Here is a 15464-nt window from a genome sequence, read left to right on the forward strand (position 1 = left end):
TCCTAATCCTCGTCCTCGAGCCAGCCCATGGTCCGCTCGACGGCCTTGAGCCAGCTCTTGTACTCACGGTCGCGGATCTCCGCGTCCATGCGGGGGGTCCACTCGGCGGCCCGCCGCCAGTTGGCGCGCAGGTCGTCGGTGCTGTTCCAGAAGCCGACGGCCAGGCCGGCGGCATAGGCGGCGCCGAGGCAGGTGGTCTCGGCGACCATCGGACGCACCACGGGGGCGTCCACGAAGTCGGCGAGCGTCTGCATCAGCAGGTTGTTGGAGGTCATGCCGCCGTCGACCTTGAGGGCGGTGAGCTCCACGCCGGAGTCCTTCGTCATGGCGTCCGCGATCTCCCGCGTCTGCCAGGCGGTGGCCTCCAGCACGGCGCGCGCGAGGTGCGCCTTGGTGACGTACCGGGTCAGTCCGGCGATCACACCGCGGGCGTCGGAGCGCCAGTACGGCGCGAACAGACCGGAGAAGGCCGGCACGAAGTAGGCGCCGCCGTTGTCCTCGACGGAGAGCGCGAGGGTCTCGATCTCGGCGGCGGTGGAGATCAGGCCCATCTGGTCGCGCATCCACTGCACCAGCGAACCGGTGACGGCGATCGAGCCCTCCAGGGCGTAGACCGTGTCCTGGTCGCCGATCTTGTAGCCGACCGTGGTCAGCAGACCGCTGTAGGAGTTGATGATCTTGTCGCCGGTGTTCATCACCATGAAGGTGCCGGTGCCGTACGTCGACTTGGTCTCGCCCTCGGCGAAGCAGGTCTGGCCGAACAGGGCCGCCTGCTGGTCACCGAGCGCGGAGGCGACCGGGATGCCGCCGAGCAGGTCACCCAGCTTGCCGCCGGTGATCTCGCCGTAGACCTCGGCGGAGGAGCGGATCTCCGGCAGCATGGTCAGCGGGACGCCGATGGACTCGGCGATCTTCTCGTCCCACTGCATGGTGTGCAGGTTCATCAGCATGGTGCGGGAGGCGTTGGTGACGTCGGTGACGTGGTGGCCGCCGTCCGCGCCTCCGGTCAGGTTCCAGATGACCCAGGTGTCCATGGTGCCGAAGAGGATGTCGCCCGCCTCGGCGCGCTCCTTCAGACCGTCGACGTTGTCGAGCAGCCAGCGGGCCTTGGGGCCGGCGAAGTAGGAGGCGAGGGGAAGGCCGGTCTCACGGCGGAAGCGGTCCTGGCCGACGTTGCGGCCGAGTTCGCGGCACAGGGCGTCGGTGCGGGTGTCCTGCCAGACGATGGCGTTGTGGACGGGCTCACCGGTGTTCCTGTCCCACAGCACGGTGGTCTCGCGCTGGTTGGTGATGCCGATGGCCTTGATGTCGTCCCGGGTGATGCCGGCCTTCTCGATGGCCCCGGCGACGACCTCCTGGACGTTGGTCCAGATCTCGGTGGCGTCGTGCTCGACCCAGCCCGGCTTGGGGAAGATCTGCTCGTGTTCCTTCTGGTCGACGGAGACGATGCGGCCGTCGCGGTCGAAGACGATGCAGCGGGACGAGGTGGTGCCCTGATCGATGGCGGCGATGAAGGGGCCGGCGGTGTGGGCGTCGGTCACGGTGTGCTCCTGGGTGTTCCTTGGTTACGGGGCTGTGGGTACGGCGCTTCTACAAGATTCGCGCGTTGCGGTGATCCGGTCACCTAGGCGAAGGCGACGTTGTAGATACCGGCCGCGAGGGCACCGCCGATCAGCGGGCCGACCACGGGGATCCAGGAGTAGGACCAGTCGGAGCCGCCCTTGTTGGGCAGCGGCAGCAGCGCGTGCACGATGCGCGGACCGAGGTCACGGGCCGGGTTGATCGCGTAGCCGGTCGGGCCGCCCAGCGACAGACCGATCGAGACGACCACGAGCGCCGTGATCAGACCGCCCAGCACGCCGAGGCCGTTGCCCGCGTCGTTCAGACCCTGGGTGAGCACGGCGAGCAGCAGCACGACGGTGCCGATGATCTCCGTGGCGAGGTTCTGCACCGTGTGCGGGATCTCCGGACCGGTGGAGAAGATGCCGAGCACGGGGCCCGCGCCCTTCTCCTGCGCCTCGACCGACTTTGCGGCGGTGGCCTGTGCGCCCGGACCGCCGACGATCTCCTTGTCGGTGAGGTGGGCCTGGAACTGGCCGTAGTAGGCGATCCAGACCAGCGTCGCACCGATCATCGCACCGAGAAGCTCTCCGGCGAAGTAGACCGGAACGTTGCTCCACTCGCCGTCCTTGACGGCGAGTGCCACGGTCACGGCCGGGTTGAGGTGGGCCCCGGAGAGCGGCCCCGCTATGTACACCGCCGTCATGACGGCGAAGCCCCACCCGAACGCGATGGCGAGCCAGCCGGCGTTACGGGCCTTGGAGGCTTTGAGCGTCACGGCGGCGCACACGCCGCCGCCGAGCAGGATGAGTATGGCGGTACCGATGGTCTCGCCGATGAAGATGTCGGAGCTGGACACCCGCGACTCCTTTGTCCTTCGTCCAGGGAAGCCGACCCCCGGGTCCCTCCGGGGATTGGCGCCCTCAGGGATGAGAGCGATGCCGGCCCTTGGCGCTGTCACACTCTAACGTGTATTGCCGGTAAGTGTTCGACAATGCCGACCGATGGACGGGAGTCTTTCCCGGAGCCTTGGATGCGTCAAGAGTTTGGTTGTCGAAAACCCGATCGTTATTGAGTGCTCCGAGTGCTCCGAGTGCTCCGAGTTGTCGGTCTCCGCGGCGGTTCTGACGCCCGGTGCCCGGTGTGCGGGCCTTGCGGCATGACAGTGACCGGGACGCCGTACGGCTCCCGGTCCTCGTTCCTGTGCTGTTCAGAACCGCCCGGCGCCCAGGTCCCGCGACACCGCGCGGGCGCAGTCCCGGACCGCCGCGATCAGCTCGGGCCGCAGCTCGCCGTCCCGGCGCAGCCGCTCCACCGCCCCCGCGATGCCGACTGCGCCCACCGGCATGCGGCGCCGGTCGTGGATGGGGGCAGCGAGGGAGGCGACGCCCTCCCAGGTCTCCTCCACGTCCGCCGCGTACCCGCGTGCGCGGGTGAGGTCGAGGAGGTGCTCGAAAGCGTCGAGGTCGCACACGGTGCGGTCGGTGAAGGCCTTGCGGTCGGCCTCCAGGGCCTCGCTGTGGGCCACGGGGTCGTAGGCCGACAGCACCTTGCCCAGGGCCGTGGAGTGCAGCGGCTGCATGGCCCCGATCTCCAGGACCTGGCGGCTGTCGTCGGGCCGGAAGACGTGGTGCACGATCAGCACCCCCTGCTGGTGCAGTACGCCCAGGTAGACGCTCTCACCGCTGGAGCGGGCCAGGTCGTCCGTCCATACCAGGGCGCGCGCCCGCAGCTCGTGCACGTCGAGGTAGGTGGTGCCCAGGCGCAGCAGTTCGGCGCCCAGCTGGTAGCGCCCGGAGGCGTCGTCCTGCTCGACGAAGCCCTCGTGCTGGAGGGTGCGCAGGATGCCGTGGGCGGTGCCCTTGGCGAGGCCCAGCGACGAGGCGATGTCCGACAGGCCGAGCCGTCGCTCGCCGCCCGCGAGCAGCCGCAGCATCGCTGCCGCCCGTTCGAGCGACTGGATGTTCCGTGCCATCGCCGTACTGCCTCCGTCCCCTTCGACCGTCGACCTGCGACGCCGCTGCCGCTGTTCGGCAATGCCGAACACTACCGGTCCATGTCGACCTCTCGCCAATGGTCGGCCGGGATCGCTTCCGCAACTCCTACTCCGTGCACCGCGCTTCGGCCATCATCGTCCGCCCCGTGGACGCCTTGAACATCAGGGCGCGGTCCCGGATACCCTGACGGCGTGCGGCCTGCCGGGAAGCTCGAACAGAAGCTCTCCGGACAGCCGCAAAGCCGACAGCCGTCGCACTTGAGGGAGCCCCTTACATGGCCTCGTTGCCGCTGACCCCTTCCGCCGACAGCCGGACCCGTGCGTCCGCTCTCCGTGAGGCGCTCGCCACCCGCGTGGTGGTCGCCGACGGAGCGATGGGCACCATGCTCCAGGCCCAGGACCCCACCCTCGAGGACTTCCAGAACCTCGAGGGCTGCAACGAGATCCTGAACCTGACGCGCCCGGACATCGTCCGTTCGGTCCATTCGGAGTACTTCGCCGCCGGAGTCGACTGCGTCGAGACCAACACCTTCGGCGCCAACCTCACCGCCCTGGGCGAGTACGACATCGCCGAGCGTGTCACCGAGCTGTCCGAGGCGGGCGCCCGTATCGCCCGCGAGTCCGCGGACGAGTTCGCCGCCCGGGACGGCCGGCCCCGCTGGGTCCTGGGCTCGATGGGGCCGGGCACCAAGCTGCCGACCCTCGGCCACACCACGTTCACCGCCATCCGCGATGCCTACCAGCAGAACGCCGAGGGCCTGCTCGCGGGGGGCGCGGACGCGCTGCTGGTGGAGACGACGCAGGACCTGCTGCAGACCAAGGCCTCCGTCATCGCCGCCCGCCGCGCGATGAAGACCGCCGGATTCGACGTCCCGCTGATCGTGTCGGTCACGGTCGAGACGACGGGCACCATGCTGCTCGGCTCGGAGATCGGTGCGGCGCTGACCGCGCTGGAGCCGCTCGGTGTCGACCTGATCGGCCTGAACTGTGCGACCGGGCCGACCGAGATGAGCGAGCACCTGCGCTATCTGGCCCGCCACTCCCGGGTCCGGCTGTCATGCATGCCGAACGCCGGTCTGCCCGAGCTCACCAAGGACGGCGCGCGCTACCCGCTCTCCCCGGAAGAGCTGGCGGACGCCCAGGAGAACTTCGTACGGGACTACGGCCTGTCCCTGGTGGGCGGCTGCTGCGGCACGACGCCCGAGCACCTGCGCCGGCTCGTCGAGCGGGTGCGCGAACTGACCCCGGTGGAGCGCGACCCGCGCCCGGAGCCGGGCGCCGCGTCCCTCTACCAGACGGTCCCCTTCCGGCAGGACACGTCGTACCTGGCGATCGGTGAGCGGACGAACGCCAACGGGTCGAGGAAGTTCCGTGAGGCGATGCTGGAGGGCCGCTGGGACAACTGCGTGGAGATGGCCCGCGAGCAGATCCGTGAGGGCGCGCACATGCTCGACCTGTGTGTCGACTATGTCGGCCGGGACGGCGTGGCCGACATGGAGGAGCTGGCCGGCCGGTTCGCGACCGCTTCCACACTGCCGATCGTGCTGGACTCCACCGAGGTGGATGTGATCCGGGCCGGGCTGGAGAAGCTGGGCGGCCGTGCGGTGATCAACTCGGTGAACTACGAGGACGGCGCAGGACCCGAGTCCCGCTTCGCCCGGGTGACGCAGCTGGCGCGGGAGCACGGGGCGGCGCTGATCGCGCTGACCATCGACGAGGTGGGGCAGGCCCGTACCGCCGAGAAGAAGGTGGAGATCGCCGAGCGGCTGATCGACGACCTGACGGGCAACTGGGGCATCCACGAGGAGGACATCCTCATCGACTGCCTGACGTTCACCATCTGCACCGGTCAGGAGGAGTCCCGCAAGGACGGTCTGGCGACCATCGAGGGCATCCGCCGGCTCAAGGAACGCCACCCCGCGGTGCAGACCACCCTCGGCCTGTCGAACATCTCCTTCGGCCTGAACCCGGCCGCCCGGATCCTGCTCAACTCCGTCTTCCTGGACGAGTGCGTCAAGGCCGGCCTGGACTCCGCGATCGTCCACGCGTCGAAGATCCTGCCGATCGCGCGGTTCAGCGAGGAGGAGGTCCAGACGGCACTGGACCTCATCCACGACCGGCGGCGGGAGGGCTACGACCCGCTGCAGAAGCTCATGCAGCTGTTCGAGGGCGCCACCGCCAAGTCGCTCAAGGCGGGCAGGGCCGAGGAACTGGCCGCCCTGCCCCTGGAGGAGCGGCTGAAGCGCCGCATCATCGACGGCGAGCGCAAGGGCCTGGAGGCCGACCTGGACGACGCCCTCACGGAGCGCCCGGCCCTCGACATCGTCAACGACACCCTGCTGGACGGCATGAAGGTGGTCGGTGAGCTGTTCGGATCCGGCCAGATGCAGCTGCCGTTCGTGCTCCAGTCCGCCGAGGTGATGAAGACCGCGGTGGCGCATCTGGAGCCGCACATGGAGAAGGTCGAGGACGGGGAGGACGTCGGCAAGGGCACCATCGTGCTGGCCACCGTCCGCGGCGATGTGCACGACATCGGCAAGAACCTGGTCGACATCATCCTGTCGAACAACGGCTACACCGTGGTCAACCTGGGCATCAAGCAGCCCGTCTCCGCGATCCTGGAAGCGGCCGACCAGCACAGGGCCGACGTCATCGGCATGTCCGGCCTCCTGGTCAAGTCCACCGTGATCATGAAGGAGAACCTCGAGGAGCTCAATCAGCGCGGACTCGCGAACGACTACCCGGTCATCCTCGGCGGGGCGGCACTGACCCGCGCCTACGTCGAACAGGACCTCCACGAGATCTACCAGGGTGAAGTCCGCTACGCCCGCGACGCCTTCGAGGGCCTGCGCCTGATGGACGCCCTCATCGGCGTCAAGCGGGGCGTCCCCGGAGCCCGGCTCCCGGAGCTCAAGCAGCGACGGGTCCGCGCGGCCACCGTGGAGATCGAGGAGCGTCCCGAGGCCGGGCACGTCCGCTCCGACGTCGCGACCGACAACCCGGTCCCCGAGCCACCCTTCCGGGGCACCCGCGTGATCAAGGGCATCCAGCTCAAGGAGTACGCGAGCTGGCTCGACGAGGGGGCCCTGTTCAAGGGCCAGTGGGGTCTGAAGCAGGCCCGTACCGGTGCGGGACCCACGTACGAGGAGCTCGTCGAGACCGAGGGCCGTCCGAGGCTGCGCGGGCTGCTGGACCGGCTCCAGACGGACAACCTGCTGGAGGCGGCCGTGGTCTACGGCTACTTCCCGTGTGTCTCCAAGGACGACGACCTGATCATCCTGGACGAGCAGGGCAACGAGCGCACCCGCTTCACCTTCCCCCGCCAGCGCCGCGGCCGCCGGTTGTGCCTGGCGGACTTCTTCCGTCCGGAGGAGTCCGGCGAGACCGATGTCGTGGGCTTCCAGGTCGTCACCGTCGGCTCCCGTATCGGCACGGAGACCGCGCGGATGTTCGAGGCGAACGCCTACCGCGACTACCTGGAGCTGCACGGGCTGTCCGTGCAGCTGGCCGAGGCCCTGGCCGAGTACTGGCACGCGCGTGTGCGCTCCGAACTGGGCTTCGCGGGTGAGGACCCGGCCGCCATGGAGGACATGTTCGCCCTGAAGTACCGGGGCGCCCGCTTCTCCCTCGGCTACGGCGCCTGCCCGGACCTGGAGGACCGCGCCAAGATCGCCGATCTGCTCCAGCCCGAACGCATCGGCGTCCAGCTCTCCGAGGAGTTCCAGCTGCACCCCGAGCAGTCCACGGACGCCATCGTGATCCACCACCCGGAGGCCAAGTACTTCAACGCCCGCTGAGGCGTCCGCGCACCGGCGCACGCGACACGACCGCGCACCGGCGCACGCGTCACATCAGGCGTTCCGGCCCCGCACGACGTACACTGGTCGGTCCACCGCAGGCCGGTTCCCCTCGTGGGAACCGGCCTGACCGTCCCTCAAGGAGGTATGTGGATGACCAGTACGGTCCCCGCGCTCGGAACTCTTACGGCCGAAGGCTCGGCCCTCCAGGCCGTGCTCCTCGACATGGACGGCACCCTGGTGGACACCGAGGGCTTCTGGTGGGACGTCGAGGTCGAGGTCTTCGCCTCCCTCGGCCACACCCTCGACGACGCCTGGCGCCACGTCGTGGTCGGCGGCCCCATGACCCGCAGCGCGGGGTTTCTCATCGAGGCGACCGGCGCCGACATCGATCTCGCCGAACTGACGGTCCTGCTCAACGACGGCTTCGAGGACCGCATCGACCATGCCCTGCCGCTGATGCCGGGCGCCTCGAGGCTGCTCGCCGAGCTGGCCGAGTACGAGATCCCCACGGCGCTCGTCTCCGCCTCCCACCGGCGCATCATCGACCGGGTGCTGACCACGCTGGGCCCACATCATTTCGCGCTGTCGGTCGCGGGCGACGAGGTGCCGCGTACCAAGCCGCACCCCGACCCTTATCTGGCGGCGGCCACCGGGCTCGGTGTGGATCCCGTGCGGTGTGCCGTCGTCGAGGACACCGTGACCGGTGTGACCGCTGCCGAGGCGGCGGGATGCCAGGTCGTCGCGGTGCCCTCGGTCGGCCCGATCACACCGGCGGCCCGGCGGACGGTCGTCCCCTCGCTGGAAGTCGTGAACCTGACATTCCTGCATGGTCTGATGACGGAAATGCGCTAGGCGTTCACCCAGCGTGCAGCGGTGCGAGAAACCGGAATTCCGCCCCTCGGCCCGTGGTGAAGGGCTGACGACCCGAAAGAATTCGCTCCGGTCACGGATGGCTGAATTCCGGCGTCATCTCGCCCCTTTCACATGTGAGGTTCGACACATGAGGAGGGGTCGACAACGATGTCCGGGTGTGCCGTCCGCCCGATTTCGGACGTCACTGGTGTGCCCTTGTGTCCCGATTGGCGAGAAGGTGCACCATTCCTTCCCCGGATTCCTTCGCCGATCCGTTCACACCTGGTTCCACTGCGTGATGAGCTTCCAACTCCGGCTGTTGCGGGCACCCCTGCGGGCGCGGACTAATGTCATCGCGAGAACCTCGCCCCCATCCCTGTGATCCGCTGCGACAACCCCTGCATGCCGGATACACGGAGTCGACAGTCCTGGAGAAACTCGAGCATGAACCGCAAGACTTTGGTGCTGGCGGCCGCGATGGGCCTGCTCGCGCCGGTGCTCGCCGGCTGCGGCGACACCGACGGCGGGAGCGGCGACGGCGATGCGATCGTCGTGGGCACCACGGACCGGTTCACCGCATCCAAGGAGGACGGCCTCGCGCCCCTCGACCCGGCCTGGGCCTATGACGTCGGCACCTGGAACATCCTGCGGCAGACCGTGCAGACCCTGATGGTCCAGCCCCGGGGCGACGGCGAGCCGGTGCCCGAGGCCGCCGAGACGTGCGGGTTCACCGACGCCGGCAGCGAGCGCTACAGCTGCACCCTGCGGGACGGGCTGAAGTTCTCGAGCGGCGACGCGATCACCGCGGAGGACGTGAAGTTCTCCATCGACCGCGCCCTCGCCCTCGAAGGCGACAGCGGCGTCTTCGCGCTGCTGTCCACCATCGACACCATCGAGACGCAGGGTGACCGTGAGGTGATCTTCCACCTCAAGAGCGCCGACGCCACCTTCCCGTACAAGCTGTCCACCCCGGTCGCGGGCATCGTCAACCCGGACGACTACGACAAGGGCAAGCTGCGCGAGGGCTTCGAGGTCGACGGCTCCGGCCCGTACACCCTCGAGAGCACGGTCGAGGACGGCGTGATGGTCCAGGCCACCTTCACCAAGAACGGCTTCTACAAGGGCGCGCTGGAGGTGAAGAACGACAAGGTCGAGATGGTCTCCTTCGACGACGCGGACGCCATGGGCGAGGCGCTGGAGAAGAGTGAGATCGACATCATGACCCGCAGCATGTCGCCGGAGCAGATCCGGAAGCTCAGCACCGCCACCGACGGGGAGGTCGAGCTCGTCGAGTCGCCCGGTCTGGAGATCCGCTACCTGGCCTTCAACACCGACGCCGAGTCCGTGCAGGACAAGGCCGTCCGTCAGGCGATGGCCCAGGTCATCAACCGCAGCGAGCTGGTGGGCAAGGTCTACGGCTCCCAGGCCCAGCCGCTGTTCTCGCTGGTCCCCGCAGGCGTCACCGGCCACTCCAACGCGTTCTTCAACAAGTACGGCGACCCGAGCGTCGCCAAGGCCCGCAAGCTGCTGGAGGAGGCCGGCATCTCCACACCGGTGGAGCTGACCCTGCACTACACGTACGACCACTACGGTCCCGCCACCAAGAGCGAGTTCGAGCAGCTCAGCAAGCAGCTCGACGACAGCGGCCTGTTCCGGACCGACATCAAGGGCGAGACCTGGAACAAGTTCAAGACCGCCGGTCAGAAGGGCAAGTACGACGTCTACGGCATGGGCTGGTTCCCCGACTACCCGGACGCCGACGCCTTCGTCGCCCCCTTCCTCGACAAGGACAACTTCCTCAACTCGCCCTACGCCAACCCCGAGATCATCAAGAACCTGATCCCGGAGTCGCGCCGCCAGGCCGACCGACTGTCCGCCTCCGACAGCCTCACGGAGATCCAGGACATCGTCGCCGCCGATGTTCCGGTGCTGCCGCTGTGGCAGGGCAAGCAGTACGTCGCCACGCGCGGCGACGTCACCGGAACCGCCTACGCGCTCAACTCGTCCTCGACTCTCCAGCTGTGGGAACTCGGACGCGGCGTCAGCGGCTGACGACCTGTACGGACCCGGACCGTGGCACGGTCCGGGCAGGGAACGACAAGGCAACACACGTGAGTCCGCGCAACCGTGGCCGGTCCTGCCCATCGTGGCGGGGCCGGCCTCCGGCCTGTTGACCGGCTGCGGCACCGAGAACGGCGGCACCGGGGCCGACGGCTCCCAGATCGTGGTCGGGAAAAGATCAATGACCCCGACGGCCCCGCGGTCATGTTCCCCACGCTGGAACGGGTCAGCACCCCTCCCCGCGCAGAGGGGCGCCCTCGTAGTACCGCGCTCCTACTGTGCGCCCGGGCGCACCAGCCCGCTCTCATAGGCGTACACCGCCGCCTGCACCCGGTCGCGCAGACCCAGCTTGGTCAGCACATGCCCGACGTGCGTCTTGACCGTGGTCTCGCTGACGAACAGATCGGCCGCGATCTCCGCGTTCGACAGCCCGCGCGCCACCAGCTTGAGCACCTCGACCTCGCGGTCGGTCAGCGTGTGCAGCGTGTCCGGCACCGGCTCGTCACCGGACGGCAGATGCGTGGCGTACTTGTCCAGCAGCCGGCGGGTGATGCTCGGCGCGAGCATCGCCTCCCCGGCGGCCACCACACGGATCGCCTGCACCAGCTCGTTGGCCGGGGCGTCCTTCAGCAGGAAGCCGCTGGCCCCCGCCTTCAGGGCCTCCACCACGTACTCGTCGAGATCGAACGTCGTCAGGACCAGGACCTTCGCCGGCCCGTTCCGTTCGGGCCCGGTGATCTGCCGGGTCGCCTCCACCCCGTCCATCCGCGGCATACGGATGTCCATCAGCACCACGTCGGGCTGCAGCGCCCGCACCTGGTCCAGGGCCTGGAGGCCGTCTCCGGCCTCGCCGACGACCGCGAGATCCTGCTCGGCTTCCAGAATCATCCGGAACCCGGTACGCAGCAGCGGCTGGTCGTCGACCAGTAGGACGCGGATGGCCACGTAAGTCTCCTTCGCTAGTCCGGCCCCATTCTGCCCTGACCGCGCCCACCGGACTCAGTCGCCCTCACCGTGAGCGGATACGGCGGGGGAGTGCCGCCGAACTCCGGGCAGTGGGCCTGGTGGTCGCACCAGCCGCACAGCTTCGTCGGACGCGGACGCCAGTCACCCGTTTCGGTCGCCAGCCGGATCGCGTCCCACAGCGCGAGCAGTTTGCGCTCGACCCGCTCCAGATCGGCCAGGACCGGATCGTAGGTCAGCACATCACCGCTGCCCAGATACACGAGCTGGAGCCGGCGCGGGATCACCTGCCTGAGGCGCCACACCACCAGCGCGTAGAACTTCATCTGGAACAGCGCACCCTCGGCGTACTCCGGGCGCGGGGCCTTGCCGGTCTTGTAGTCGACGATCCGCACCTCGCCGGTGGGCGCCACGTCCACCCGGTCGATGATGCCCCGCAGCCGCAGCCCGGACTCCAGCTCGGCCTCGACGAACAGCTCCCGCTCGGCAGGCTCCAGCCGGCTCGGGTCCTCCAGCGCGAACCAGCGCTCGACCAGCGTCTCCGCCTCCGACAGCCAGCGCGCGAGCCGCTCGCCCTCCGGATCGTCGGCGAACAGCTCCACGACCTCCGGGCGGGTCTCGCGCAACCGGTCCCACTGGCCGGGGACCAGCGCCTTCGCCCGCGGCGCGGTGCGCTCGGACGCCGGAGCGTCGAAGAGCCGCTCCAGCACCGCGTGCACCAGCGTGCCCCTGGTCGCCGCCTCGCTCGGCTTCTCCGGCAGCCGGTCGATCACCCGGAACCGGTACAGCAGCGGGCACTGCATGAAGTCACTCGCACGCGAGGGGGACAGCGAGGCGGGCGGTACCGCGCCGGCCTGGGCCACCACGACCGTGTCCACTGCCGCCTCCGCCGTGACCGGACTGTCGGGCCGTGCCGCGCCCTCGGTGCTCGTCTCCATGCCCACAGACCTTACGTCCCGCCACTGACATTGATCCTGATACTCAGGCTCCGGTGATCATGGCTCTGCCACTGACCGACGTCCTGCTGGACTGTCTTCTGGCTGTTCTGCCCGGCCGCCGGGACCTGTCCTCATGGCCCCGGCCGGGCGGAACATGACCTGGTAGGAGCTTGGTGTCCGGACGGGCCTCCAGCGCCCCCAAGGACGACACCGTCGCGGGCATACGCGCCCTGCACAATGCCGCCCGCTCCGCGGTCAAGGCCCGCACTCGGCATCGACGGCCCACGGCCTCCGAGGCAGTCCAAGAACATCACCCTGACCGCCGCAGCCAACCACTTCGGCCTCTGGCCGGCCACCATCTCCACCCTCGAACGCGGGATCCGCCGAGACGGCGACCTCGCCCACGCCTACCGCGACTGGCTACAGGCCGCTTGACAGGCAAGAGGAGCATCAGCGTGGCGTGACCGAAGGGAGAGAAGGGGAAGGAGGGGTAGAGACAGGGGTGCCGGGCGGAAGGGGCGGCGAACGCCGCATACCATCGACTCGAGACCTCCCGTCCGGCAGGCGCGGGATACGCAGCGAACGAGGGGACACCGGTGGACGTAAGCGGCGGGCGCGGGCAGCCGCGGCCCGGCAACGACGAGTCGGCCGAGGACACGGGGCCCCGGACCCCGGCCGCCGACGACACCCCCCACGAGACCGGCGAACGCCCCGCGGCTCCGGCCGAGCCCACCGCCGACGGCGCCCGCGTGCACGGGCCCTCGGCACCGCCCGCGGGGCCCGGCCCCACAACTCGGGCCGACACCGGCGCTCCCGCGAACCGGACCCCCCCTCCCGGACCGCACGAGGAGCGCCCGGCGCCCGCCGGGGACCGCCACGACGCACCCCCCGCGGGCCCGGCCTCGGCACCGGCCGGTCCGCCCGCCGGCCGGGACACCGGTGAACGCCCCGACGACCCGGCGGCGCAGCACCACGCCGGTCGCCCGCCGGCCCACTCAGGCGGCGGCAAGGGATCGGGCAAGGGGTCAGGGCCGCGGCGGCAGGAGGAGCGCCGGCGGGGCGGGCTGCTCATGGGGCGGCCGTTCGGGGTGCCCGTGTATGTGGCGCCCAGCTGGTTCCTCGTCGCCATCCTCATCACCTGGGTGTTCGGCGGACAGATCGACCGCGTACTGCCCGAGCTCGGCGCCGCGAGCTATCTGGTCTCCCTGTTCTTCGCGGTCGCCTTCTACGCCTCCGTACTGGTCCACGAACTCGCCCACACACTCGCCGCCCTCCGCTTCAAGCTGCCGGTGCGCCGCATCCAGCTGCAGTTCTTCGGCGGCGTCTCCGAGATCGAGAAGGAGGCCGAGACCCCCGGCCGGGAGTTCGTGCTGGCCTTCGTCGGCCCCCTGCTCTCCCTCGTGCTGTCGGGTGTCTTCTACCTCGCCCTACTGGCCGTCGACCCCAGCAGCGTCCCCGGTGTCCTGCTGGCCGGCCTGATGATCTCCAACCTCATCGTTGCCGGCTTCAACCTCCTGCCGGGCCTCCCACTCGACGGGGGCCGTATGCTCCGCGCCGTCGTCTGGGCGATCACCGGCAGGCCGATGACCGGCACCATCGCCGCCGCCTGGGTCGGCCGCGCCCTCGCCGTCGCCGTACTGATCGGCCTCCCGCTGCTCACCCAGTCGGGGGCGCTCGGCTCCGACGCCGTGGACAACGTCGGCATGGACACCGTCCTGGACGCGCTGCTCGCCGCCATCCTCGCCGCGATCATCTGGACCGGCGCCGGGAACAGCTTGCGCGTGGCCCGCCTGCGCGAACACCTGCCCGAGCTGCGCGCCCGCAACCTCACCCGCCGCGCGGTGCCCGTCGAGACGGACACGCCCCTCTCCGAGGCCCTGCGCCGCGCCAACGCGGCCGGGGCGCGCGCCCTGGTCGTCGTCGACCCCGACGGCACGCCCCTCTCGCTGGTCCGCGAAGCGGCCATCGTCGGCGTACCGGAACACCGCCGCCCCTGGGTCGCGGTCAGCGGACTCGCCCAGGACCTCACCGACGGCATGCGGGTCTCCGCCGAGCTCGCCGGGGAGGACCTCCTGGACGCCCTGCGGGCGGCACCGGCCACCGAGTACCTCGTCGTCGAGGACACGGGCGAGATCTACGGAGTCCTGTCCGCGGCCGACGTCGAGCGTGCCTTCGTGAAGGCCATGGCGAGGCCGAGCTGAACGCGCCGGCGGTGGTCGGCGGCCGCTCCGGGGACCGGTAGGCTGGTCACATGTCCGAACCGACCGGTGCCGCCCGCAGGCGCGGGCCCTTCAAGGTCGGGGACCAGGTTCAGCTGACCGACCCCAAGGGCCGCCACTACACGTTCACGCTCGAGGCCGGGAAGAACTTCCACACCCACAAGGGTTCCTTCCCCCACGACGAACTGATCGGTGCTCCCGAGGGCAGCGTCGTCCGCACCACCGGGAACGTCGCCTACCTCGCGCTGCGCCCCCTGCTCCCCGACTACGTCCTGTCCATGCCCCGCGGGGCGGCTGTCGTCTACCCGAAGGACGCGGGGCAGATCCTCGCCTTCGCCGACATCTTCCCCGGCGCACGCGTCGTGGAGGCCGGCGTGGGCTCCGGCTCGCTCAGCAGCTTCCTGCTGCGCGCCATCGGCGACCAGGGCATGCTGCACTCCTACGAGCGCCGGGAGGACTTCGCCGACATCGCCCGGCAGAACGTCGAGCGGTACTTCGGCGCTCCGCACCCCGCCTGGCAGCTGACCGTGGGCGACCTCCAGGACAACCTGTCCGACCCCGACGTCGACCGCGTCATCCTGGACATGCTCGCCCCCTGGGAGTGCCTGGACGCCGTCTCCAAGGCGCTCGTGCCCGGCGGCATCCTGTGCTGCTACGTCGCCACCACCACCCAGCTCGCCCGGACCGTGGAGTCCATCCGCGAGATCGGCTGCTTCAACGAGCCGACCTCCTGGGAGTCGATGATCCGCAACTGGCACATCGAGGGCCTCGCCGTCCGCCCGGACCACCGGATGATCGGCCACACCGGCTTCCTGCTCACCGCCCGCCGCCTCGCCGACGGCGTCGAGCCGCCCATGCGCCGCCGCCGCCCCGCCAAGGGGGCCTACGGCGAGGACTACGCCGGTCCCAACGCCGACGGAGGCGCCGGTCGCTGATCCGGCCCGTCGTCCGCAACACACAGGCGCCGTGGGGGGGGGGGTCGGGACAGGAAGGGACGCGGTGGAGCGTTTTTGTGTTTGGGGGCTTCAAGCCACCAAGACTCTACCGAGGAGGAGGATGGATACCCCCCTCCTGT

The 15464-nt window shown here is 69.8% G+C and carries 11 protein-coding genes; 6 read left to right on the forward strand and 5 right to left on the reverse strand.

Annotation, left to right across the window (positions count from 1 at the left end; genetic code table 11):
- Positions 1-2: 2 nt before the first annotated feature.
- The 3 genes from glpK to ACZ5C2_RS24880 form a co-directional block, all read right to left on the reverse strand.
- On the reverse strand, positions 3-1541 hold the full coding sequence (glpK, locus tag ACZ5C2_RS24870; RefSeq protein ID WP_468794887.1) for a glycerol kinase GlpK: 1539 nt from the start codon (positions 1539-1541) through the stop codon (positions 3-5).
- A gap of 83 nt (positions 1542-1624) precedes the next feature.
- Positions 1625-2419 carry an MIP/aquaporin family protein gene (locus tag ACZ5C2_RS24875; RefSeq protein ID WP_468794891.1) on the reverse strand — a complete coding sequence of 265 codons (795 nt, stop codon included), beginning with the start codon at positions 2417-2419 and terminating at the stop codon, positions 1625-1627.
- A gap of 351 nt (positions 2420-2770) precedes the next feature.
- Positions 2771-3535, reverse strand: a complete 765-nt coding sequence (locus tag ACZ5C2_RS24880; protein ID WP_468794894.1) for an IclR family transcriptional regulator — start codon at positions 3533-3535, stop codon at positions 2771-2773.
- A gap of 296 nt (positions 3536-3831) precedes the next feature.
- On the opposite strand from ACZ5C2_RS24880, the gene metH reads away from it, so the two are divergent.
- From metH to ACZ5C2_RS24895, 3 genes are all read left to right on the forward strand, one after another.
- A complete protein-coding gene (gene metH, locus ACZ5C2_RS24885) occupies positions 3832-7353 on the forward strand; it encodes a methionine synthase (RefSeq protein ID WP_468794897.1) in 3522 nt (1173 codons plus the stop codon).
- A gap of 153 nt (positions 7354-7506) precedes the next feature.
- Positions 7507-8208, forward strand: coding sequence for an HAD family hydrolase (locus tag ACZ5C2_RS24890; RefSeq protein ID WP_468794900.1), 702 nt, complete (start codon positions 7507-7509; stop codon positions 8206-8208).
- A 444-nt stretch (positions 8209-8652) separates the two neighbouring features.
- Entirely contained in the window at positions 8653-10260 is a 1608-nt protein-coding gene (locus ACZ5C2_RS24895) for an ABC transporter substrate-binding protein (RefSeq protein WP_468794903.1), read from the forward strand.
- Between the two features lie 282 nt (positions 10261-10542).
- Here ACZ5C2_RS24895 and ACZ5C2_RS24900 read toward each other — a convergent pair whose 3' ends face one another.
- Both ACZ5C2_RS24900 and ACZ5C2_RS24905 read right to left on the reverse strand, forming a co-directional pair.
- Entirely contained in the window at positions 10543-11214 is a 672-nt protein-coding gene (locus tag ACZ5C2_RS24900) for a response regulator (protein ID WP_468794906.1), read from the reverse strand.
- Between the two features lie 14 nt (positions 11215-11228).
- On the reverse strand, positions 11229-12170 hold the full coding sequence (locus ACZ5C2_RS24905) for a RecB family exonuclease (protein ID WP_468794909.1): 942 nt from the start codon (positions 12168-12170) through the stop codon (positions 11229-11231).
- A gap of 237 nt (positions 12171-12407) precedes the next feature.
- Between ACZ5C2_RS24905 and ACZ5C2_RS24910 the strand changes: the two genes are divergently transcribed.
- The 3 genes from ACZ5C2_RS24910 to ACZ5C2_RS24920 all read left to right on the forward strand — a co-directional run bounded on the left by ACZ5C2_RS24910 (position 12408) and on the right by ACZ5C2_RS24920 (position 15324).
- On the forward strand, positions 12408-12605 hold the full coding sequence (locus ACZ5C2_RS24910) for an XRE family transcriptional regulator (RefSeq protein WP_468794912.1): 198 nt from the start codon (positions 12408-12410) through the stop codon (positions 12603-12605).
- A 161-nt stretch (positions 12606-12766) separates the two neighbouring features.
- Complete coding sequence (locus ACZ5C2_RS24915) at positions 12767-14371, forward strand: site-2 protease family protein (RefSeq protein WP_468794915.1); 1605 nt, start codon at positions 12767-12769, stop codon at positions 14369-14371.
- A 50-nt stretch (positions 14372-14421) separates the two neighbouring features.
- Positions 14422-15324 (forward strand): tRNA (adenine-N1)-methyltransferase, encoded by a 903-nt coding sequence (locus ACZ5C2_RS24920; protein WP_468794918.1) that lies wholly within the window; start codon positions 14422-14424, stop codon positions 15322-15324.
- Positions 15325-15464: the final 140 nt, after the last annotated feature.

It is taken from the genome of Streptomyces sp. NPDC031365, from assembly GCF_055569765.1.

Excerpts from the sequence above, each read along its gene's own strand:
- ACZ5C2_RS24880 (WP_468794894.1), bottom strand. The coding sequence starts at position 3,535 with ATGGCACGGAACATCCAGTCGCTCGAACGGGCGGCAGCGATGCTGCGG.
- metH (WP_468794897.1), top strand. The coding sequence starts at position 3,832 with ATGGCCTCGTTGCCGCTGACCCCTTCCGCCGACAGCCGGACCCGTGCG.
- ACZ5C2_RS24890 (WP_468794900.1), top strand. The coding sequence starts at position 7,507 with ATGACCAGTACGGTCCCCGCGCTCGGAACTCTTACGGCCGAAGGCTCG.
- ACZ5C2_RS24895 (WP_468794903.1), top strand. The coding sequence starts at position 8,653 with ATGAACCGCAAGACTTTGGTGCTGGCGGCCGCGATGGGCCTGCTCGCG.
- ACZ5C2_RS24905 (WP_468794909.1), bottom strand. The coding sequence starts at position 12,170 with ATGGAGACGAGCACCGAGGGCGCGGCACGGCCCGACAGTCCGGTCACG.
- ACZ5C2_RS24910 (WP_468794912.1), top strand. The coding sequence starts at position 12,408 with ATGCCGCCCGCTCCGCGGTCAAGGCCCGCACTCGGCATCGACGGCCCA.
- ACZ5C2_RS24920 (WP_468794918.1), top strand. The coding sequence starts at position 14,422 with ATGTCCGAACCGACCGGTGCCGCCCGCAGGCGCGGGCCCTTCAAGGTC.